25 protein-coding genes are annotated in these 23,001 nt (G+C 39.6%); 10 read left to right on the forward strand and 15 right to left on the reverse strand.

The window, feature by feature from the left end; genetic code table 11:
* Nucleotides 1–52 precede the first annotated feature (52 nt).
* Entirely contained in the window at nt 53–1,132 is a 1,080-nt protein-coding gene (locus tag M1F17_RS08780) for a YeiH family protein (protein WP_004253142.1), read from the reverse strand.
* Nucleotides 1,133–1,326: 194 nt separating this feature from the next.
* On the opposite strand from M1F17_RS08780, the gene yieE reads away from it, so the two are divergent.
* The 9 genes from yieE to dld all read left to right on the forward strand — a co-directional run bounded on the left by yieE (nt 1,327) and on the right by dld (nt 13,871).
* Nucleotides 1,327–2,190 carry a DNA-binding transcriptional regulator YeiE gene (yieE, locus tag M1F17_RS08785; protein WP_004253145.1) on the forward strand — a complete coding sequence of 288 codons (864 nt, stop codon included), beginning with the start codon at nt 1,327–1,329 and terminating at the stop codon, nt 2,188–2,190.
* 674 nt (nt 2,191–2,864) lie between these two features.
* Nucleotides 2,865–4,355, forward strand: coding sequence for an amino acid permease (locus tag M1F17_RS08790; RefSeq protein WP_004253146.1), 1,491 nt, complete (start codon nt 2,865–2,867; stop codon nt 4,353–4,355).
* A 250-nt stretch (nt 4,356–4,605) separates the two neighbouring features.
* Entirely contained in the window at nt 4,606–5,742 is a 1,137-nt protein-coding gene (locus tag M1F17_RS08795) for an ABC transporter substrate-binding protein (RefSeq protein ID WP_172974367.1), read from the forward strand.
* A 19-nt stretch (nt 5,743–5,761) separates the two neighbouring features.
* On the forward strand, nt 5,762–6,856 hold the full coding sequence (locus M1F17_RS08800; RefSeq protein WP_094960414.1) for a FecCD family ABC transporter permease: 1,095 nt from the start codon (nt 5,762–5,764) through the stop codon (nt 6,854–6,856).
* Complete coding sequence (locus M1F17_RS08805) at nt 6,850–7,638, forward strand: ABC transporter ATP-binding protein (RefSeq protein ID WP_180312664.1); 789 nt, start codon at nt 6,850–6,852, stop codon at nt 7,636–7,638. Before M1F17_RS08800 ends, M1F17_RS08805 begins: the two co-directional genes overlap by 7 nt.
* Before the next feature lie 264 nt (nt 7,639–7,902).
* Nucleotides 7,903–9,885, forward strand: a complete 1,983-nt coding sequence (locus M1F17_RS08810) for a ligand-gated channel protein (protein WP_318837362.1) — start codon at nt 7,903–7,905, stop codon at nt 9,883–9,885.
* A 360-nt stretch (nt 9,886–10,245) separates the two neighbouring features.
* Nucleotides 10,246–10,458, forward strand: coding sequence for a hypothetical protein (locus M1F17_RS08815; protein WP_004253162.1), 213 nt, complete (start codon nt 10,246–10,248; stop codon nt 10,456–10,458).
* On the forward strand, nt 10,448–11,833 hold the full coding sequence (locus tag M1F17_RS08820) for an APC family permease (protein ID WP_004253165.1): 1,386 nt from the start codon (nt 10,448–10,450) through the stop codon (nt 11,831–11,833). Before M1F17_RS08815 ends, M1F17_RS08820 begins: the two co-directional genes overlap by 11 nt.
* Before the next feature lie 298 nt (nt 11,834–12,131).
* A complete protein-coding gene (dld, locus tag M1F17_RS08825; protein ID WP_004253168.1) occupies nt 12,132–13,871 on the forward strand; it encodes a D-lactate dehydrogenase in 1,740 nt (579 codons plus the stop codon).
* 72 nt (nt 13,872–13,943) lie between these two features.
* On the opposite strand, the gene sbcB is transcribed toward dld, so the two are convergent.
* Nucleotides 13,944–15,371, reverse strand: a complete 1,428-nt coding sequence (gene sbcB / locus M1F17_RS08830) for an exodeoxyribonuclease I (RefSeq protein WP_318837363.1) — start codon at nt 15,369–15,371, stop codon at nt 13,944–13,946.
* Between the two features lie 177 nt (nt 15,372–15,548).
* Here sbcB and M1F17_RS08835 point away from each other — a divergent pair, with 177 nt between their 5' ends.
* Nucleotides 15,549–16,724, forward strand: coding sequence for a site-specific integrase (locus M1F17_RS08835; protein WP_318837364.1), 1,176 nt, complete (start codon nt 15,549–15,551; stop codon nt 16,722–16,724).
* Here M1F17_RS08835 and M1F17_RS08840 read toward each other — a convergent pair.
* The 13 genes from M1F17_RS08840 to M1F17_RS08900 all read right to left on the reverse strand — a co-directional run bounded on the left by M1F17_RS08840 (nt 16,705) and on the right by M1F17_RS08900 (nt 22,943).
* Nucleotides 16,705–16,896, reverse strand: coding sequence for an AlpA family phage regulatory protein (locus M1F17_RS08840; RefSeq protein WP_318837365.1), 192 nt, complete (start codon nt 16,894–16,896; stop codon nt 16,705–16,707). The genes M1F17_RS08835 and M1F17_RS08840 overlap by 20 nt on opposite strands.
* Nucleotides 16,889–17,116, reverse strand: coding sequence for a hypothetical protein (locus tag M1F17_RS08845; protein ID WP_318837366.1), 228 nt, complete (start codon nt 17,114–17,116; stop codon nt 16,889–16,891). Before M1F17_RS08845 ends, M1F17_RS08840 begins: the two co-directional genes overlap by 8 nt.
* A gap of 180 nt (nt 17,117–17,296) precedes the next feature.
* Nucleotides 17,297–17,665: a phage protein NinX family protein gene (locus M1F17_RS08850; protein WP_318837367.1), complete on the reverse strand. Its 369-nt coding sequence runs from the start codon at nt 17,663–17,665 to the stop codon at nt 17,297–17,299.
* 3 nt (nt 17,666–17,668) lie between these two features.
* On the reverse strand, nt 17,669–18,034 hold the full coding sequence (locus M1F17_RS08855) for a DUF2528 family protein (RefSeq protein ID WP_318837368.1): 366 nt from the start codon (nt 18,032–18,034) through the stop codon (nt 17,669–17,671).
* A gap of 179 nt (nt 18,035–18,213) precedes the next feature.
* On the reverse strand, nt 18,214–18,426 hold the full coding sequence (locus M1F17_RS08860; RefSeq protein ID WP_285219830.1) for a hypothetical protein: 213 nt from the start codon (nt 18,424–18,426) through the stop codon (nt 18,214–18,216).
* Entirely contained in the window at nt 18,416–18,685 is a 270-nt protein-coding gene (locus M1F17_RS08865; RefSeq protein WP_272670213.1) for a hypothetical protein, read from the reverse strand. The genes M1F17_RS08860 and M1F17_RS08865 overlap by 11 nt, the downstream gene beginning before the upstream one ends.
* A 34-nt stretch (nt 18,686–18,719) precedes the next feature.
* Nucleotides 18,720–19,412, reverse strand: coding sequence for a hypothetical protein (locus tag M1F17_RS08870; RefSeq protein WP_318837369.1), 693 nt, complete (start codon nt 19,410–19,412; stop codon nt 18,720–18,722).
* A 69-nt stretch (nt 19,413–19,481) separates the two neighbouring features.
* Nucleotides 19,482–20,015: a hypothetical protein gene (locus M1F17_RS08875; RefSeq protein ID WP_136134463.1), complete on the reverse strand. Its 534-nt coding sequence runs from the start codon at nt 20,013–20,015 to the stop codon at nt 19,482–19,484.
* Between the two features lie 280 nt (nt 20,016–20,295).
* Nucleotides 20,296–20,631, reverse strand: coding sequence for a hypothetical protein (locus M1F17_RS08880; RefSeq protein WP_318837370.1), 336 nt, complete (start codon nt 20,629–20,631; stop codon nt 20,296–20,298).
* A gap of 95 nt (nt 20,632–20,726) precedes the next feature.
* Complete coding sequence (locus M1F17_RS08885) at nt 20,727–21,188, reverse strand: single-stranded DNA-binding protein (RefSeq protein ID WP_318837371.1); 462 nt, start codon at nt 21,186–21,188, stop codon at nt 20,727–20,729.
* Nucleotides 21,189–21,899, reverse strand: coding sequence for a Rad52/Rad22 family DNA repair protein (locus M1F17_RS08890; RefSeq protein ID WP_164529041.1), 711 nt, complete (start codon nt 21,897–21,899; stop codon nt 21,189–21,191).
* A 2-nt stretch (nt 21,900–21,901) separates the two neighbouring features.
* A complete protein-coding gene (gene exoX, locus M1F17_RS08895) occupies nt 21,902–22,576 on the reverse strand; it encodes an exodeoxyribonuclease X (RefSeq protein ID WP_318837372.1) in 675 nt (224 codons plus the stop codon).
* Nucleotides 22,566–22,943: a hypothetical protein gene (locus M1F17_RS08900; protein ID WP_318837373.1), complete on the reverse strand. Its 378-nt coding sequence runs from the start codon at nt 22,941–22,943 to the stop codon at nt 22,566–22,568. The genes exoX and M1F17_RS08900 overlap by 11 nt, the downstream gene beginning before the upstream one ends.
* Between the last annotated feature and the right edge of the window lie 58 nt (nt 22,944–23,001).

Raw genomic sequence — 23,001 nt, forward strand, 5'->3', positions numbered from 1 at the left:
AATCAACAAAAAAGCCACCCATTGAGGTGGCTAAAAGTGAGGAGAATATATGCTAAAAAATGCTTTGAATCAGTATGTTAATTAAGAGCCCACCGACAATCAACCAAACAAACAGGATAAGTGCCATCAGTAATGGCTTAATACCCGCTTGGCGAATAGCACTAACATGGGTAGTTAACCCTAAAGCAACCATTGCCATAGCCAGTAAAATCGTATCCAAGGCTATGATTTGTTGTACGAATACATGGGGCAGTAAATTGAGTGAATTGAAACCTGCGACAACAATAAAAAATACGGCGAACCAAGGAATCGTAATTTTACTTTTCTGAGTGTTTGTTGTTTGGTTTGCGGCTGTTTTACGGCTTAAGAAAGCCGATAAAATAATCAAAAAAGGCGCAAGCATCATTACACGGATCATTTTGGCGATGACAGAGGCATTTTCTGCGTCAGTACCAATAGTGTGGCCTGCTGCAACAACCTGTGCAACTTCATGTACTGTTGAACCGATATAAATCCCAAAAGTTTCTTCTGTTGCAGGAAACCAGCCAAAGTGCGCATTTAACTGGTAAATCCAAGGATAAACAAAAATACAAATAGTCCCAAAGATAACAACCGTTGATACGGCAACTGCAACTTTACTTGCAGAAGCTTTCACCACGGGTTCAGTAGCCATGACTGCGGCTGCGCCACAAATGCTACTACCTGCACCAATCAATAACGTGGTTTCTTCATCAAGACCGAACACTTTTTTACCTAGCCAATATGCTAATAAAAAAGTTGAGGTTAATGTTAAGGCATCAATGATAACCCCTGTAGCACCTACATCCGTAATTTGTTGGAAAGTAAGGCGAAAACCATACAAAATTATACCCGCACGGAGAAAATAGTGCTTAGCAAATTTAATGCCGGCATCACAAGATTGACTGGCTACGGGGTAAAAAGTATTCCCTACAATAATTCCTAATAAGATTGCGAGGGTTAATGCACCTAAGCCGATATCCATAAACCAAGGTTGGTCACCTAGGTAAATTGCAATAGCAGTCAGAATACCAGCTAAAATAATACCGGGTATCAGTTTTAATATAGGATTTAGGTTATTCCGCTCAAGGGTGCTGGTGTCACTTTTATTCATGATAATGCTCTTTATTACCGCTTATAAGATTTAGTAATAAGGATATAACAAAATCAATAATAATTTAAATTGATTGTCTTCATATAATCTACCACTAAAATAGATTAGAAAGTTTCTTCTGGAATATTGCAAATAAATCGTTAATATTAACATTATTATTACAAATACTAAAAATCACGTTGGGGCTTACCTTTATGCGAATTACACTTAGGCAACTTGAGGTTTTTACGGAAGTATTAAAGAGTGGCTCCACGACGCAAGCATCTCAGTTATTAGCGCTTTCACAATCTGCAGTCAGTGCGTCGCTAACGGATTTAGAAGGTCAATTAGGCGTTCAATTATTTGACCGTGTGGGTAAACGACTTGTTACTAATGAGCACGGAAGACTTTTATATCCAAAAGCGTTAGCGTTATTAGAGCAAGGGTTAGAAGTTGAGCAACTCTTTAAAAAAGAGATGGGCGCCGTGCGTCTTGCTGCCAGTACAACGATTGGTAATTATATTTTACCCGAAGTCTTAGCGGGGTATCGTCATGACCACCCTGATATTCCTTTAGAGCTTTTTATTAGTAATACAGAAGAAATTATTAAGGCAGTCATGGAATTTAGGGCGGATGTTGGGTTAATTGAAGGTGTTTGTCATAGCCCTGAATTAATTTCTAAAGCATGGTTAAAAGATGAGCTCGTTATTTTTGTTTCCCCCCAAAACCCATTAGCGAATAAAAAAGTCTCTTTAAAAGATTTGCGTGACGCGCCTTGGATTTTGCGTGAAAGGGGGTCAGGTACACGGGATGTCCTTGACCAACTATTATTTGCACATCTTCCGGGCTTTCATATTTTGATGGAGCTAGGAAATTCAGAAGCTATCAAGCATGCAGTTCGTTACGGGATAGGTATAAGCTGTTTATCACGTCGAGTGATCGAAGAACAATTAGAAAATGGCTCTCTAGTCGAATTAAAAATAGACGACCTTCATTTAGAAAGAACGCTATATTTGATTTATCACCGTCAAAAGCATATTTCGAGTGCGATTACTAATCTTCTGTCTTACTGTAATTAAAAATCCTCGTCATCTTTTAACCTGTCGCGTTGTTGGCTGCAATCGACGACCCAAGTCACATACTAATGTATGCTCCTTGGATAGTCTCAATTGCCGCCTAGCGACACGCTAAAAGCTATAGAGGATTGCAGTGAATGTGTTGCACTTTTGGTAGGCTATCGCGTTGTTGGCTGCAATCGACGACCCAAGTCACAGACTAATGTATGCTCCTTGGATAGTCTCAATTGCCGCCTAGCGACACGCTAAAAGCTATAGAGGATTGCAGTGAATGTGTTGTACTTTTGATAGGCTATCGCGTTGTTGGCTGCAATCGACGACCCAAGTCACAGACTAATGTATGCTCCTTGGATAGTCTCAATTGCCGCCTAGCGACACGCTAAAAGCTATAGAGGATTGCAGTGAATGTGTTGCACTTTTGGTAGGCTATCGCGTTGTTGGCTGCACTTTTTATGTGCCTTGAACAGTCACATTTGCCGCTACAGACACGATAAAGAGAATAAAACGTCGTCCTCTTATTAAGAGGGTATACTGAATTTTTTGAGATAACGCGTTTTACTTATAATTTTGTATGAATTATGAAGGTATCTTATAACAGTGAAGAGTTGCTTAGTTCTCACAGTCTATTTTGCTAGAATCCATGCGATATTAGCTGAATAATAAAATACAGGGAACAAATGTCAGAACAACATACCAATACTATCTCGCAGGGCGGCCCACAAAGACTACGCCGTGAGTTAAAGGCGCGCCATCTTGCGATGATTGCTATCGGTGGATCTATCGGTACCGGTTTATTCGTTGCATCCGGTGCAACGGTTGCACAAGCAGGCCCCGGTGGAGCACTCCTTTCTTATGCTATCATTGGCTTAATGGTCTATTTTTTAATGACCAGTTTAGGTGAATTAGCCGCTTATATGCCTGTCTCAGGCTCATTTGCAACCTATGGTGCAAAATATGTCGATGAAGGTTTTGGTTTCGCACTAGGGTGGAACTACTGGTACAACTGGGCTGTAACAATTGCAGTTGACTTAGTTGCTGCTCAATTGGTGATGACCTATTGGTTCCCAGATACCCCAGGTTGGATTTGGAGCGCTATTTTCCTTGCGATTATTTTCTTACTGAATTTCATCTCTGTGAAAGGGTTTGGTGAGGCGGAATACTGGTTCTCATTAATAAAAGTCACCACAGTCGTTATTTTTATTGTTGTTGGCGTATTAATGATTTTTGGCATCATGAGCGGTGCGGAAAATGCCGGGTGGCATAACTGGGAAATTGGTGATGCACCTTTTGCGGGTGGTTTTTCAGCAATGATTGGCGTGGCAATGATAGTTGGGTTCTCATTCCAAGGAACTGAATTAATCGGTATTGCTGCGGGGGAATCGAAAGATCCTGCCAAAAATATTCCCAAAGCAGTACGCAAAGTATTTTGGCGGATATTGTTATTCTATATCTTTGCAATCTTAATTATTAGTTTGATCATTCCTTATACTGATCCAAGCTTACTGCGTAATGATGTAAAAGATATTAGTGTGAGTCCATTCACTTTAGTATTTGAAAATGCAGGTTTATTATCTGCTGCTGCGGTGATGAATGCGGTTATCTTAACGGCAGTATTATCGGCAGGTAACTCGGGTATGTACGCATCAACGCGTATGTTGTATACCTTAGCGCGTGAAGGTAAAGCACCACGTATTTTCGCTCGTTTATCTAAAGGTGGCGTACCTCGTTATGCGTTGTTAGCAACGACGGTTATTGCGGGCTTATGTTTCTTGAGTTCCATGTTTGGAAACCAGACGGTGTACTTGTGGCTATTAAATACATCGGGGATGACAGGGTTTATTGCTTGGTTAGGTATTGCAATTAGCCATTATCGTTTCCGTAGAGGCTATATTGCACAAGGGAAAGATCTTAATGACTTACCTTACCGTTCAGGTTTCTTCCCAATTGGTCCTATTTTTGCCTTTATTTTGTGTTTAACAATTACATTAGGCCAAAACTACCAAGCCTTTTTAGAAGATAAAATTGATTGGGTAGGGGTTACGGCAACTTATATTGGAATTCCGCTGTTTTTAGCAATTTGGTTTGGTTATAAGATAGTGAAGAAAACAACGTTTATTCGCTATAAAGATATGAGCTTTCCAAGTTACCGAGAAAATTTAGATAAATAATATTCTTAGAATATCTATCATAAAAAACAGCACTCTTTATAGGGTGCTGTTTTTTTATATATAGCGCAACAAACCTGCATTTTGGCGGTAAAATAGGCTGAATGTTTGGCTTTACGATAATGGTCACAGAATTCCATTGATGAAAGTCATGATTAAACTAATAATCGTATTGATAAGTATTCTTATTTGCTTTATTGTTACCGCATAAAAAAAAGGTAAGTCAATGAGGTTAATAGTGGAGCTTAATACTATGTCGTCGGTAGCCAAGAAGTCTGTAGCTAGGTCGGTAGTAAAAGGAATAGGTTTAGCGTTATTAGCAAGTGCCAGTATGAGCGCTTGGGCTGCAACAGTGACTGATATTGCAGGCCGTACTGTTGAGGTTCCTGATAATGTTAATCGCATTTTATTAGGTGAAGGGCGCCTGTTTAGTGCGATAGCTCTGCTGGAAGGTGATAAACCTATTGACCGAATTGTCGGTTGGCAAGGTGACCTTCGAAAACTAGACCCTCAAACCTACGCTGTTTATAAAGCTAAATTCCCTGAAATTGACAATATTCCACTGATTGGTAATACCAGCGCAGATAGCGTCAGTTCAGAAAAAGTATTAACCCTAAACCCTGATATTGCGATTTTTGGTTTGTCAGGCCATGGGCCGGGTAAAAACAGTGAATTAGTTAACCAGCTTGAGAAAGCCGGCGTGCCTGTTGTATTTGTGGATTTCCGTGATAAACCACTGGAAAACACATTACCAAGTATGCGTTTACTTGGTAAAGCGTTGAACCGCGAACAGGCAGCAAATAAATATGTCGATTTTTATGAAAGAAACCAAAAATTAGTCACTGATATTACTTCTAAAATACCAGAAGATAAAAAACCAAGTGTTTTTATTGAATTACGTGCTGGTGCTTTTGAAGATTGCTGTGGTACCGCTGGCGATGGAAATATGGGGAACTTTATTGATTTAGCTGGTGGTAAAAATATTGCTAAAGGCGTTTTGCCGGGCGCGCTTGGTACGATGAACTTAGAGAAAATCATTGCTGCGGACCCAAATATTTACATTGCATCTGGAGCAAAAGCACCGGGAAGTAAAGATGCAGGCGTTCAATTAGGGGCGCAAAGTTCATTAGCTGATGCGAAAGAAAGCCTGAAAAAAATAACTGAACGTAAAGGAATTAGCTCGCTATCAGCTATAAAAGATAAGCAAGATTATGCTATCTGGCACAATTACTATAACTCTCCATACAATGTGATTGCGACACAAGTTTTCGCCAAATGGTTTTACCCAGAACGATTTACCGATCTTGAACCGCAAAAAACACTGGATGAATTACATAGAGAGTTTCTCGCTATCGAACCAACAGGTGTATATTGGGTCAGCGAAAAGTAATGAAAATGGGTAAGAATTGATGAGTATCACGAGCGAGCCAATAGTTGCGGCTGAAAAAGCAGCGATTCAGGCTGACAACAATGTAAAACAACATTATCAAAATATGTTGCGTCGTCGATTGACATGGATAGCTGTTATCGTCGCTGCGATTTTATTATCACTGGTTATTGATTTCACCTTAGGTCCTTCAGGGTTATCCCTTGAACGCTTATGGCAAACCTTAATGACCCCAGAAGCAGTTGATGCAGGAACTCGAGTCATTGTTTGGGATATCCGTCTGCCATATGCATTGATGGCCGTGGTGATTGGTATGTCATTAGGACTTGCTGGTGCTGAGATGCAAACGATCCTTAATAACCCGTTAGCGAGCCCATTTACACTAGGGGTATCTAATGCGGCGGCTTTTGGTGCCGCATTGGCGATTGTTTCAGGGATTGCAATTCCAGGCGTGCCTGACCAATGGGTAATATCAGCCAATGCCTTTATTTTTGCATTATTAGCAGCCTTGATGTTAGACGCGGTAACTCGCTGGACGCGTGTAGCAACCTCAGGTGTCGTATTGTTCGGTATTGCACTTGTGTTTACCTTTAATGCATTGGTTTCCATGATGCAATTCATCGCAACAGAAGATACCTTGCAGGGTTTAGTCTTTTGGACGATGGGCAGTTTATCAAAAGCGACTTGGGTGAAACTTGGGGTGATGGCATTAGTTTTCGCACTTATTTTCCCAATTGCCATGATGAGTTCATGGAAGCTAACGGCTTTAAGGTTGGGTGAGGATAGGGCGATCAGTTTCGGTATTGATGTGCGCCGTTTAAGGCTAACAACATTATTACGTATTAGTATTTTATCGGCTTTAGCGGTGGCGTTTGTGGGGCCTATCGCCTTTATTGGTTTAGTCGCACCGCATATTGCAAGGTTGATTTTTGGTGAAGATCACCGTTTTTATCTGCCAGCAAGTGCATTAATTGGGGCGTTAATCTTATCAATGGCCTCAATAGCGTCGAAGAATATTATTCCGGGTGTGATTATTCCTGTTGGGATTGTGACATCGTTAGTGGGTGTGCCGTTCTTCTTAAGCATTATTTTACGCCATAGAGGGAACGTATCATGAGTGGCCTGATTATTAACCAATTTAATGCAGGTTACCCTAAACGCCCCGTAATTGAGAACCTATCGACGGATATCTTGCCTCGTGGCAAGATCACGGTATTGCTTGGGCCAAATGGTAGTGGCAAATCCACATTGTTGCGTTCGTTGGCAGGGTTAAATAAGGCAACAGGGCAGCTATTACTGGATGGCCAGGACTTAAGCCAACAGAGTTTTGCCCAGCGAGCACAAAATGTGGTGTATTTACCGCAAACGTTACCTGCTGGTGTGCACCTGTATGTTCTCGAGTCTGTTATTGTTGCTCAACGTGCTTCAGGCGGTTTGAGCAATGAGAATAGTAAAGACGAAGTGATGGGGTTATTACGTCAATTGGGTATTGAACATTTGGCGTTAAGTTATTTAGACCAACTTTCAGGTGGTCAAAAACAATTAGTGGGTTTGGCACAATCTTTAATTCGTCAACCCAACTTATTGTTATTAGATGAACCTTTAAGTGCACTGGATTTAAATTACCAATATCATGTGATGGATTTAGTCGCGAAAGAAACGAAACGTCGAAATATAATCACGGTTGTGGTGGTTCATGATATTAACATTGCTCTCAAACACGCAGAACATGTATTAATGCTGAAGCAAGGTAATTTAATTGCTCAAGGTGAACCTGCTGAGGTAATTACCCCTGAAAGCCTTGCTGAGGTCTATGGTGTACGCGGTCGTATCGAACGTTGTTCGCAAGGTGTTCCGCAAGTCCTAATAGATGGGCTGGTTGATAAATTAGCAAGTTAATATCGTAATAGAATAATGTGCTTGCAGCACTCGGCAAGCACATTAAATAAAATGAGAGGATGTAATATTAAAAAAAACAAATTAAATATTAATTAATAGTAATTACCCACAGGAAATTTAATTGAATTATATAATGGTTTTTTACCATGGATTTCCTATGGGTATTTAAATACCCCAATAATAAAAAATATTTTTTGATTCAATGAAATCAATGTGAGCAAATCAATTCATATATAAAACAAAATATCTCTTGGAGAGTTGGGAATGGTTGTTTTTAATAAAAGAAAAGTGGCAATTAGCATAATTGCGGCTATTGCTGCGGCACCTGCATTTGCTGATGACAGTAAAGATAAAATCTATGTAACAACAGCATCAGGTTATCAACAGAAAATTGAAGATGCACCTGCGTCTATTTCTGTAGTAACTCGCGAACAACTCGAAACTAAAGCTTATCGTGATGTGACTGACGCATTAAAAGATGTACCGGGTGTTTTAGTCACTGGAGGCGGCAGTAGCTCAGACATCAGCATCCGTGGTATGGATGCTAAATACACCATGATTTTAATCGACGGTAAACGCGTTGATACACGCAGCACTCGCCCAAATAGTGATGGTTCTGGTATTGAACAAGGTTGGTTACCACCATTACCCGCCATTGAGCGTATTGAAGTAGTACGTGGCCCAATGTCATCGCTGTACGGTTCAGATGCGATGGGAGGGGTTATCAATATTATCACTCGTCGTGTTCAACAAGAGTGGACGACCAGTTTACGTGCAGACGCAACAATTACGGAACGTAAAAATTCAGGTAATACAGGGCAAGGCAGCTTTTACACCTCAGGTCCATTAATTGATGGTCTACTGGGTGTGAAACTACAAGGACAATATTCACATCGTGGTGAAGATAAAATCATTAATGGTTTTAACCGTCAAATCATGGCGAGTGGTGGAGCAACGGTATCGTTGACTCCAGATGACAAAAATACCTTCGACGCAGAATTTAAACGTGATAACCAACATCGTGATGACCGTGAGGGTTATACCAGCAAAAGAGGCGACGGTAGCGGTTTTAGCAAATATGAGTTGACTCATATGGCATTAACCCATACGGGTATTTATGATATTGCATCAACAGATACCTATATTCAATACGATGAGACAAAAAACCCAGGCCGTAAAATGACGGCAGAAGACCTTGTTTTCCGTAATCAAAGTGTCTTTTTATTGGGGGATCATAGTTTAAGCCTTGGTGGTCAATATCGTAAAGAGAAGTTGAAAGACGAAGGTAATAAATTTAAACAGTATAATCAGCTTGAACGATATAGCTGGGCGTTATTTGCAGAAGATGAATGGTTAATGACCAATGATTTTGCGTTAACCGGTGGTATTCGTATGGATAAAGACGAAAACTACGGTTCACACTGGACTCCACGTTTATATGGTGTGTGGCATGCTGATGAACAGTGGACAATTAAAGGTGGGGTAACTACAGGTTATAAAGCACCAAGCTTGCGTGAATCGTCCGCAAACTGGGGACAAGCAACAGGCGGTAGTGCAGGAAATGCCGTTATTTATGGTAATCCTGATTTAAAACCAGAGAAAAGTATTACTGAAGAAATTGGTGTTATTTGGAACAATCAGGATAATATTACTGCTGGGATAACTATCTATCACACTGACTTTAAAGATAAAATTACTGAAGTTAGGCGTTGTGAAGAAAATAGTAGCACAGTAAGAGCATGTACAGTAGCTCAAGATGGTGAAGGTGACAAGCCTAACAAACCGTATCGTTTCATCAGCGATAAAGCGAACGTTGATAAAGCAAGAATGCGAGGTGTTGAACTAACGTTCAACTGGCGTATTGTGGATGACTTAAGCTTTGCAGCTAACTACACCTATACTGATACTGAACAAAAAAGTGGTGTAAATAAAGGTAAGCCATTAAATAAACAGCCTAAACATATGGCTAACTCCACTCTGACATGGCAAACTACTGAAGATTTAGAAACATGGACGCGTATGAATTTCCGTGGTAAAACCTCTGAATACCAAGGTCGTGGACAAAAAATGTCAAGTGGTACAGCATCTTATGCTTTATTTGATTTAGGTGCGAGTTATCAGCTTAACAAAAACGCGAACATTGTTGGTGGTGTCTATAACGTCTTAGATCGCCGAATCGATAATGCGACTTACGGTGCCGAATTAGAAGGCCGTCGCTACAATATCGGTATCAACTACAACTTCTAATCGAATAATTAATCTCGATTAATCCAAACCCTTTGGCTTCCACCAAAGGGTTTTTTGCTGATTAAAACGCGATAAAAACGCTCAGAAAAAAAAGATATAAGCAGATAGGGGAAAAAGTCAGAAATAATCAAAATTTCTCATGGAAAATAGGGTGATTTGTTAACAATTTAACTTGCTATTTGTGGTTATGGCGTGCAAAATGCGCGAACTAAAAAATAACTGATGCTTAATCAAATGAAGCATCGGTTTTTTTGTTTTTAGGAACGTTCATTCTAGCGGGGCCGGACATAGAGCCGGAGAGATAATTTTAATATTTACGTGTAGCAAACATTTTACGCTACCGATTTGAGGAATGCTTTTATGGCTTACTTTTTCGCATTCGCAGCAGGGCCAGGCGCTGGCGGCTGCCGTATCGATGACTACGGGGCTCTCGGTGGCTTCGCTCACACGCCTTTCTCCCTCTCTTCGTTTTTCTCTGCCTATAGGCAGATGCAAAGTCTTCCCAGTAACTGTCGATTAAGCCGAAGTAGTATGCAATCGAAAGTTATGGGAGGGCTTAGACGTGCAAAATAACACACCAATTCCATTAGACATCGGTCACAATCAAACGGGTGCGAATAACCGCGTACAACTTGCAAAAACCTTAACATTGGTGCAAGTGGTCATGATCGGTATTGCGTATATCCAGCCAATGACGATATTTGATACCTTCGGAATGGTGTCAGATAAAACTGGTGGACATGTTCCAACTTCATACATTATTGCACTTGCTGCGATACTGTTTACTGCTCTGAGCTATGGTAAATTGGTGAAACGTTTCCCATCAGCCGGTTCAGCGTACACTTATGCCCAAAAATCAATGAGCCCACATATTGGCTTCTTGGTGGGTTGGACATCCTTGTTGTCCTATATTTTTATGCCAATGATCAACATCTTATTGGCTAAAATTTATTTACAAGATATCTTCCCTAATGTTGAGCCAGCGATTTTTGTTGTGGGATTAGTCATATTAATGACAGCAGCAAACTTACGCGGTATCAACGTGATAGCGAATTTAAGTACTGTGATTGCGATTATCCAAATTGGGGTAATGGCGGTCTTTACGGGCTTAGTGATTCACGGCGTTTCAAATGGTGAAGGTTCAGGTGAGATTTGGACATTTAACCCATTTGCTAATGAAAAAACCGAAGTGATCCCGCTTATTGCTGGGGCAACAATCCTTTGTTTCTCATTCTTAGGTTTCGACGGATTAAGCTCACTGTCAGAAGAAACACCTAATGCAGGCAAAGTGATCCCACGTGCTATTTTCTTAACCGCGTTAATCGGTGGAATTATTTTTATTACTGTTTCTTTCTTCTTACAGCAGTATTTCCCTGATGTTTCACGTTTTAAGAATATTAATGAAACACAGCCAGATATTATGCGTTTTGTTGCTGGTGCATTCTTCCAGTCAATCATTCTGGTTTTCTCATGTGTTACGGTATTAGCGTCAGGTATGGCGGCTCACGCAGGTAGCGCACGTTTAATGTACGTTATGGGGCGTGATGGGGTATTCCCAGAAAAAGTGTTTGGTTATGTAAGCCCAACATGGCGTACTCCGGCATACAACGTATTAATGGTTGGTTTCTTGGCATTAGGCGCTATCTGGTTTGAAATGGATTTTGCAACCGCGTTAATTAACTTTGGTGCGTTAATCGCGTTTACTTTTGTTAATATTTCGGTTATCAGCCAATTCTTTATTCGTGAACGCCGTATGACAGGGTTCAAAAATATCCTGAATTACTTGATTTTGCCTGTTATTGGTACACTGACAGTGTGTGTGTTATGGCTGAATATCGAAGAAGACTCAATGGTTTACGGGTTGGTTTGGACGGCAGTTGGTTTGGTCTATATGGCTGTACTGACACGTATGTTTAAGCGGCCTATGCCGCAAATGAGCGACGTTTAACAATATTCTTCATATTTCGCGCTGTAGCTGCGTTGCGTTCTCAAAACGACATGGGTCACATACTTATGTATGCTCCCCATGATCGTTTTGCTCGGCGCCTTGCTACAACAAGAACTATTTTGAATATGTCCAGAATTAGATTCAAAAATAGCGCCTTGAGGCGCTATTTTTTTACCCGTTAAGAATTATTTAAGATAAAGCGTGTAGCCTATTAACATCATAATATTATGTGATATTGTTGTTACAACACATAATGCAGAACTATGATAATCACGAATTCGATTAATAAGGCACACAAATGAATGATGCAAAGAAACCTGAGAATCAACGGTTATTACTGACGCTTAGGAATATTGTTGGCAAAAAAAATATTTTAACAGAGCCACATAAAACAGAACGTTATCGTAAAGGCTTCCGCTCTGGTATGGGGGATGCAATCGCGGTTGTATTTCCAACAACATTGCTCGAACAGTGGTATGTTTTCAAGGCGTGTGTTGAAGCAGACAAAATTGTCCTGATGCAAGCGGCTAATACAGGGTTAACCGAAGGGTCGACACCGAGTGGCTATGACTATGATCGCGATATCGTCATTATTAGTACGTTGAAATTAAACCAAATTCAAGTTTTACCGGAATTCAACCAAGTCGTTGCGATGCCGGGGAGTACTTTGTACGACTTGGAGAAAATCTTAAAACCATTAGGGCGTGAACCGCACTCTTTGATTGGCTCTTCTTGTATTGGAGCTTCAGTTGTGGGTGGTATTTGTAATAGTTCTGGCGGTTCATTAGTGCGTAGAGGCCCCGCCTATACTGAGCTTGCTCTTTATGGCCGAGTCAGTGACGATGGAAAAGTGGAGCTTGTCAATCACCTAGGTATTGATTTAGGTAACACACCAGAAGAAATCCTGACGAATTTACAAAATCGTGGCTATAGTAGTGAAGACGTACAAGTTAGCGATAAACTCGCTTCTGACCATGAGTATGCAGAACGCGTTCGTGATGTCGATGCAGATACACCATCACGCTTTAACGCGGATGAACGTCGTCTATTTGAAGCGTCAGGGTGCGCAGGAAAATTAGCCGTGTTTGCGGTTCGTTTAGATACCTTCCCAGCCGATAAAAAAACACAGGTATTTTATATCGGTTCAAATAACCCTGACGTTTTGGAAGATATACGCCGTTATATTTTAAGTGAATTTAAAAACCTGCCAGTTGCAGGTGAATATATGCACCGTGGTTGCTTCGATATAGCAGAAGTTTATGGTAAAGATACCTTTTTAATGATTGATAAATTTGGCACTGACAAAATGCCAATGTTTTTCACTATTAAAGGGCGTATTGATGCAGTATTAAATAAAGTCCCATTCCTGCCATCAAATCTGATTGACCGTACTATGCAGGTTCTCAGTAAATTATGGCCTTCCCATTTACCACCGCGTATGAAAGAGTTTCGTGATCGTTATGAACACCATTTAATGTTAAAAATGGCCGGAGATGGCATTGATGAGGCTAAAGTTTGGCTAAAATCTTATTTTGCAAGCGCCGATGGCGGCTATTTTGAATGTACACCAGAAGAGGGGGCAAAAGCATTTTTACACCGCTTTGCCGCTGCTGGCTCCGCTGTTCGTTATCACGCTGTTCATAATAAAGATGTGGAAGATGTATTACCTCTCGACATTGCTTTACGTCGCAATGATAGAAATTGGTTTGAAACATTACCACCAGAAATTGAAAAGCTATTAGTTCATAAATTATACTGCGGTCATTTTATGTGCCATGTTATGCACCAAGACTATGTCTTGAAAAAAGGCGTTGACCCGAAAGAACTAAAAGAAAAAATGTTAGCTTTATTAGATGAAAGGGGGGCTCAATATCCTGCGGAACATAACGTAGGGCATTTATATAAAGCCCCAGAACAATTAAAATCATTTTATAAACAATCTGACCCAACAAATACAATGAACCCCGGTTTAGGTAAAACAACTAAACGCAAAAATTGGGAAGGGGATTGTGGCTGCGCTCATACTCATGATCATTAATGAACGCGTCATATAAATAACAAAAGGCAGGTATTGGGAAACGTTTCAATATCTGCCTTTTTTATTACTAAATTAACTGGCGAGATCTCTCGCATAGCTAATCAATGCTTTTAATTGTTGGCAACGCTTTTCATCATGTTGATGCTCTACAAGTAATAGCTGTATTTGTTGCATATATTCTGTTAAACGCTCTTCACTAAAGTAGTCTCTACGGTGCTGTAACCAGCGTTGCTGCTCATCATAAGACAAGGTGGCAGGGTAGTTACGTGCTTTATAGCGAAAGAAGAGCTCTTTCATGCGCTTATCTTCAAAACTGAGTTCCAATGCAGGCAAGTTCTGTGGCGATGTTTCACGAATAATATCCATGGTTGAGCGGTCAGAAGGACTAAAGAATCCATTATAAATTTGTGTATCGACATCATCCGACTCTGTAAATACTTGTGGTTCGCTAAATAACTCAATTAATTTATTACGAATTTCAGGGTTCTTGCGTAAAGTTTCCAGATTACGCATACACAAGTCACGGTCAACACCGGTTCGTTCCGCATCTTCAGGGCGCAGTGTTTTTTCTGGTGCTAAAATAGGGCACTTATTAATGTGAACGAGTTTTACAGGAACGGGAGAAGCGCCTGCCAATTCAGCTTTAGGTGTATATAATCGGGTACGCAATTGTTGAACATCTAACTCAACTAATGGTGAGATATCAGCAGATAAATCACACATAATAACGGCATTTTTGTTGTCAGGGTGCCAAGCAAGAGGAGCGACTAAGCTGACATAAGAACGTAATGCACCAAACATACCAGACACATGAACTAGTGGTGTTATTTCTACAATATCAATAAGTTGACTTATTTTGTTTTTATTTCTTAATTGATAAAAATAATCAAACATTCTGGGTTGAGCGGCTTTCAACAGTTTGGCCATGTTAATGGTGGCTAAAACGTCAGACATTGCATCGTGAGCATTTTCATGAGCAACACCATTCGCTTTAGTTAAATGTTCTAAACGCATACTCGGCAGGCCATCTTCATTCTCTGGCCATTGAAGACCTTCAGGGCGAAGCGCAAAACAGGCACGCAAAGTGTCGAGTAAATCCCAACGTGAATTTCCTTGCTGCCAACTATAGGCATACGGGTCATAAAAATTTCGATAAAAAATATTACGGGTAACTTCATCATCGAAACGAATATTGTTGTAACCCATAATGCAGGTATTGGGGACACTAAAAGCCGCATGAATTCGTTTAGCAAACTCGGCTTCATTAACGCCTTGAGATAATGCGACCTGTGGGGTGATCCCAGTGATCATGACGGCTTCAGGTTGCGGCAAATAGTCATCAGCTGGAGCGCAATAAAAAACCTCTGGCTCTTCAATGATATTAAAATGAAGGTCGGTGCGGACGCCTGCAAATTGCGCTGGCCGATCAAGAGCAGGGCGCTTACCAAAAGTTTCATAGTCATGAATAAAGAATGAGGGTTGTTGGTTATGGTTGTGCAATGTAACTTACCGTTTCTTTTTGTTAGGTAACTATTTGTTACTTATGGATTGTTGCTTGATTTTAGTGCTGTCTTTCTCTGTTGTGTCCATTTATGTACTTTACTGTTTGATATAGTCCATGCCATTATGAGTACAGATTAAGTACATAATTACACTAACATGAGTACAAAATAAAAAATGGCTCTCAGTGATACCAAGCTACGCGCTATACATAATAAACCATATGATGGCAAATCGGAAATAACAGATATCGACGGACTTAGTGTTCGGGTGTCGCCAAAGGGGGTTATTACCTTTCAATGTAGATATAGATTGAATGGCAAGCAAAATAGAATAGGGATCGGGAGATACCCAGCTATTAGCTTAAGGGATGCCAGAACAAGAGCGGCAGAAATAAAAATTGCTGTAGATGGTGGCATTGATCCGTCCAATCTTAAAGTTGAAAGTAGCAAGAAAGTAACAGTTTATGATTGTATACAGTACTGGGAAGATACTTATGTTAACAAGTCTCTACGTCAAAAAACTCAGGAACTCTACAGGTCTACTGTAATTAAGAACATGAAAAATGCTTTTTCTGGTCGTGACGTTTCTGAAATTTCATCAAGAGAGTGGATGTTATTATTTAGCAAGGAAGAGGATATAAACCCAAGAAGAGCTAGACAGCTATTTACACAATTGAAATCAGCCATTAACTGGTGTATTAGGCGTCAGTTTATTGATGATTGCAATTTAATGAAGATAAGTCCTAGAGATGTTGGTGAGAAGGCTAGAATTGGTTCAAGAGTGCTGACGTATACGGAACTCGCTGCAATTTGGAAGGCAATAGAAAGAAGTAGGGCGGCAACATCAAATAAACTATTACATCAAATGATAATGCTTTGGGGGTGTAGGATATCAGAGTTAAGGCTATCTACCATTTCAGAGTTCGATCTAAATGAAAAAGTATGGTCTGTCCCAGAGCAACACAGCAAAACAGGAAAGATTATTAGGAGGCCTATATTTCCATCTATTGAGCCACTATTAGATAAAGCACTGATCACATATGGTGAAATATTATTCCCCGGACAGAACATTAATAAACCCATGACTATCGCCGCTGCTAATAGATATGTAAAAAGGCTAAATGGTTCAATGGGGATTGATGATTGGCGCGCGCACGACTTTAGAAGAACAATCGCTACGCGCTTATCTGAAGAGGGGGTAGCCCCGCATGTAATTGAGAAAATGCTAGGGCATGAAATGGCAGGTATCATGGCTGTGTATAATAAACACGACTGGATTAGTGAACAAAAAGATGCGTACGAAATACATGCAGATAAATTATTCTGGCACATTAAGAACCCTGCTGACTAGCACCGCCATTTTGTAGCCATTTTTCATAATCACTACGCAGATAAGCCTTTGGCCTTAATTTTACCGGCTTGGGAAAATTTCTGCGTTTTTCATAATCCCACAACGTTTGCCTAGAACGAATACTTAGCTCTGTCATAACTTCTTTTGTTGTAATTAAATCTGAATTAGCCATGTTTTTCTTCCTTATGTAACTTTTCTACATAAACACTCAACCATATATTTACGGTCGTTTTCTTTAATTGGTCTGGCGATAGCCAAGTGGTAAATTTATTTAGGTACTTGCTTAGAATTGATTTTCGTTTTACATCATTAAGCGGTTTGTTCTTTTCTAATTCTTGCTTGCAATCCCTTGCTACTTTTCTGCGTCCATTCTCCATTTCCTGTGGTGTCATAGGCCACCTATGCTATTTAATTATTTCCGATAACCTTTTACTGATATATTTCCGTTTTTCTTTCTGACTATCCACGCCTGCATATTTCCAAGCATATATGCATAATCTTTTTCATTTCGCATTAAAAAATCAGATAGGCAATTGCCAGTGAATCGTATTAACTCACTATCATATTTATTTTTAACCGTTGTTGTTATTCTCATTCTCCGCATCCTTCATTAATAAATAAACTTCCATAGCAATTCGATAATAATTATCACCGTTAATTTCTATGCAATGGTTGTTAAATTGACGAGCTGACCAAGAATTATTAACTCGAACCATGCTGATACCACTCTCAATAATAATCGGCATTGCGTCGGCTGGGTCATTGCAGGGGGCGAACTCTCCTAGCCTGAAGTTGCCATGGTGATTTTTACCTTTCACAATTGCAGCGCGGCGACTCAATCCGTTTGTGTAGCTACCATCGCCGTAATAACATGCAAATCCAGTGGAAATAGCTACTAATTTATTAATTTCGAAGTCAGATAGTTCGGTGTATTTATTCATTTATTACCATCCTGTGATTTCTATTTCGTCATAATCAATAAACCATGACTCAATTTCATCGATTCGAATTCCCATATCATCTAGCGAAGGATATCCATCAATTCCCTTATCTTTAGACCAATCGAATTGTTCGGTAACCCATTCCTCATCCTTGAAGTTATTAAATGCCACCTGTTGGAAACATTCCGCGCAGAACATTGCAAATCCAGCCTTTTCATGGCTTCCGTATTTTTTAGCTCTATACTCTGCGTAACAATAGAATTTATTAATTTGTTCGCACTGAGTTTTAAATTTATCTTCATCGATAACAGTGATAACCATTTCTAAATCCTTTTGCCACGCACCAGAACTTATTTTAATTTTTCTCATCTGAATATCTCTCCGCACTTAATCTCAACATCCCGCACTTGCATTATCTGCATAGCACGGCTCTCGCATTCTTGCTGTGTGTATATTTGCTCAGATACAGGCACAGCAGAACCCTGTATTAGCATGAGTAATACATATCTGATTATTTGCATGGTTATTTATCTAAGTTATTTGAGCTTTTATTTAGCCCAATCAGGTTTTCCATTTCCAATATATGCATCATAAACAGTTCCTTTGCATTTTACGCAAGGCTTAGTTATTACATCGCCTTTACCGCTGGTAATATTTCCGCATTTACAGCATCGTTGCCAATATTGCATTTCATGCTCATGCTGACCTTGAATTTTAAATCCAGCTAATTCAAGTGCGCTTTTTATAATTTTAATTACCATTTTTTATTTTCACTCCGTTGCTGATTAATATTATTTTTATCTCTGAAATAGCATCGTTAAATCCATCGATAAATTCTTCATGGTTGCATGCTAGTAAGTTAGTGCCTATATCTGGCAATTCAACCTCCAAACTCTCGCGTGATGCTTGCCATACTTCGAATAACGCACCATATAGCAGCAATATCGTATCTTCATTATAGCTTTTTTTATTACATTCTTTTTTAAACCACACTTCAAATTGCTGCCTTGATTTATCCATGCTTACTCCTGAGTTTTAGGTATAAAAAACCCTGCTAGTGCAGGGGTAGTTTTGATAAGTTATCTTTTATTTCTTCTTGCCTTTCTAAAAATGAATCACAAGCATTATTTAAATTAATTACTGTGCTATACAAACTATCTACTTTATATTCACTTGTTATTTTTTCAATAAGAAGCGTTGAGTCGTATAGTATGTCATATGCGTCAATCATAAACTCACTAAACAAATCGATTAAGAGTTTGTTATTTGGTAATGTAGTTAAATCTTTATATATGGCTTCTAATTCTTTAGGTGATATTTCAATTATGGAAAATGGTTCATAAGGATTCTTCCATATAAGATCAAGCCTTTTGTCTCTTGTCACGACAAGTAAAAAATTATTTGTTATATGGAATTTAATATCTAAATATTCTCCGTTATTGATAATGTTTTTACATAGAGATTTCAATTGCTCCGTTATATGTGTGTTTATTTTAATTTGATGATTTAATCTAGTGCTAATCGATTTTAAGTTTATTTTATTTGAGCGTTTTTCTTTTTTGTCTAAATCTGCTTTACCTAGCCAATAAACAACAATGGTGGCTACTATACCAAAAGTAGATGTGAAACTAAAAAATGTACTCCATTTATTATTGTTATCAATATTCCAATAAAAGAAAATTGCGTAAGTTATAGCAAAAAAAATAGCAACTCCCAAAGCTATGTATAACAACCAACTTCTCTTCATAACCCCTCCTTATTTAAAGCAGGAATCATACTCACATCCATGTGACTAATCCACTGTCAAAATGCCTCCTTAATTCACACTTATTTGTTTTAATGCCTCACGAACTGCATTTAAGCGCGATTCCATTCTTAGATATTTAGGGTTGGGAATAGAAGGCCAATCGTTATACCAAGCATCATCGCCAAACAAACTAAGCAACTTACTTCCTATATAGCAATTGCAACAATCACTCTTAACATCATCGGATGATTCAATTAAATCCCAATACTCCCTTGCTTCGTATTGGTCTATTTCATCATCTTTGCGCAGTTCGATAACTTGCTTTTTAGCATATTCAGCATTTGCATCGTTATCATCATCTATCTCAGAGTTTAAATTAGAATCTAGCTTACCTATCCAGTAGTGGTTATTAATCCTATGAATAAACTCAACTAGTGAGCTGCCCATAGAGCCCCAAAAACAAGACCATGAATCGCCACTTTCGCTAATAGTAACTCTGCCATTTTTGTTATCACCGTAATCTTCAAGGTAAACATGAATGGGGTCGTGACGCTCTATGCCTGCTATCACCAGTTTAGTCACTTGAGATTGTTCAACCTTCATATTCATTCCTATTATTGCATCTATTTAATCGATATGATTAAAATAATTCATCATTGTTTTTAATTTATGACCTATAGTTAATTTGAACTTTCTAATTATTTTTGTAGTCCTCGCCGATTCTCCCTGTGTCGGCATTTTTTTATCTACTTCCTTGCTAAATTCCATGGCTTAACTATGCTTAAATTGCTTACACAGATAAATTATAAGTTTCATTCCTGCACGTCCCCTTGCCGTCAGCTCCGTGGCGGCTTTTTTATTCATTGCATCCTTGCGAGTTAAATTAGAATTGCTTTCCGCCTTCCTTTGCGCGGTTTTCACGTTGATGGTCTGCTCGATGCTTGTTGTATTCGAGCTTTTCAGTAATAGCGCTTTCAATGTCATAGCCAAATGCTTCGGCATAATCCAAAATACGAATAACAGCATCAGCAAGTTCAACTTCTGCCATTTTGCGATGCGGTAAATGGTCATCCATTAAGTCCTTGCGCTCACCTTCCATTGCTTCGCTAATTTCCGAGTGAATAAGGCAAAGTAATGTTCCTTTTTCGCGTGGATTATCCCACCATCCAGCCTTTACATTTTGCTGATGAATTTGTTGCTGTAGTTGCTTAATGTTCATATCTATCTCCTGTTTGCATCCTTGCACTGAGTCCTTAATTACTTTTTACAATTTAATTTTGATTGCTTATTTAGTTTTTGTTAGCTTTCAAGTTATTAGAATGGAATGTCATCATCAAAATCCATAGGAGGTTCAGTTTGGTTACTATATTGTTGATTTGGGGAGGATGTACTCTTATTTCCTGTTTGATTGCCGTTGTTATTGCTATTGCCATTTCCTAGCATTTGCATCGTACCGCCGATATTTACTACCACTTCCGTTGTGTATCGGTCTTGGCCGCTCTGGTCTTGCCATCTGCGAGTTTGAAGCTGGCCTTCGATATAGACTTGTGAACCTTTTTTCAGATATTCGCCTGCAACTTCAGCCAACTTGCCGAAAATTATCACTCGATGCCATTCGGTTTTTTCGCGCATCTCACCTGATTGTTTATCACGCCATGTTTCCGATGTGGCTAGTGTGAGATTTGCTACTGCGCCACCGTTAGGTATATAGCGAATTTCAGGATCATTACCTAAGTGACCAATGAGAATTACCTTGTTTACGCCTTTACTAGCCATTTACGCCGCCTTTTTAAGTTCGTTGATTCTAATGCCTGTTAATCTATGGCATTCATCCTGAAGTTGCTTATTGCCTTCCAGTGCGCCCCACGTTTCCCTATATTTAGTCATGATTTCGTCTTCATTGGTCGCCTTTAATAGATAGGCTGTAAAAACATCAAGTGGGGTCTCAGCTTCCTGCTGTTGGTTCACTTGCTGTTTATGTTCATTTCGTGGCGCATTAGATGAAGGCAGTGCCCATGCTGGTAGTGTAGGGATTTCCCACCAAAATATAGTTCCATCCTTGGTTTTGGCTCTAACCCATCCATTTTGATCTTTGGGCTTTTCAGTAACGCATTTGGTAAATGACTCTTCTAGTTGATACAGGTATCTACCAATGCCCCACTGAACTGCCGCGCGTTTCATTGAGCCAGACATACCGCCTTTTACCGCTTCCACTGCGGTATTTTCAGCGCCATCCCATTTAGTGATCCATTCGTTATCAATTTTTATTGATATTCCACACATGACGCCTTTATCTGGTGCTGGGGTGAATTCATTTTTCCAGCCTTGTTTTCCGCAAACTTCATCCAATCGCTTTTGAATAGCTCGATTTGTCACATATGCGAGAACCATTGCCCAGCAAGCACCTTTGTTTGTTTTTCCTGATTGCTGAACTCTCCATTCAATATCGTTAGGGCTGAATGGCTCATCTAGTTTGTCTAAGTCCATATTTACCTCTCAAGCCAGTAATTAATGCTAAACTCAACATCAGGGTCTAAATCAGGTTGGCCTAGCAGCCAAGTTAAATACCCTGCGTTTTCTTTCTTTACTTCGGTAAATGTCATCCCTTTGTACTTACCGAAACGCAACTTGCTTAATAGTGATGGCTGATTAGTTATTTCTAACATTTCCTTATCTGACCATCCCGAATCATCCTTGATCCGCTTAAATAATGACGCTGTAACAATGCAGTCATATAGCGCTCTGTGAGCGTGTAACCCCTCTGGCACATGAACATCCAGTTTCAGTGCGTATCGAAGATATTGATTGCTGTGACTTTCTAACTCAGGCCATAAACGCCTCGCTAGTTTTAAAGTGCAGATAAAAGGCACGCCCATTTCTGGCATCATTCGTTTATCGAACTCGGCATTATGTGCAACCAGATAATCAGCGCCTTTGTAGTTAGCGATAACTTCATCAATAATCGGAGAGTTAACTACCATCTCATCGGTGATGTGGTGAATGACCATTGCGCTTATTGAGATTGGTTTCTGAGGATTTACAAAGTGGGATTGCTGCGAGTTATAATCAATTTCTGAGTTGTTTAAATCAATGCTTGCTATTTCAACAATTCCGCTGTCAAAGTCGCAAGTTTCGGTATCTATTGTTCTGTATTTAGTCACCAACTTTTCTACCCCCCATTGGCAATTCTGGAATATTTAAATAAGGGTCAAAGTTATCTTTGAATAAATGCCTTGCGTATCGCTCCAAGTCAGCCTGTCTTCGTTGCGCTTGAATGTGTTCAGGTAGAGGGGGGTAGAATTGAGACATTTCTAAATTTTGACTTTTAACTAGTGCGGCGAGAGCTAATTCTAGTGTTGAAATCCTTTCAACTGGCTTCAAGCCTATAACCTCCAAATTAACCCCGCTTTCTGCTAATGAATCCCTTATCCTTCGCCTTTCGATATCTTCATCAATCATTGGTAAAGCATATTTCAGGGCAGCATCCTTGCTTTTATGACTAGGGAATGCAGGTATTAAATACTTACCCATATTCACCTCTCATCCACCTACTAGGAGTCGACTCTTGAGGAATACCTAGTGAGAAATT

Origin of the sequence: Providencia sp. PROV073 (assembly GCF_033688125.1) — a bacterium.
Classification (GTDB): Bacteria; Pseudomonadota; Gammaproteobacteria; order Enterobacterales; family Enterobacteriaceae; genus Providencia; species Providencia hangzhouensis.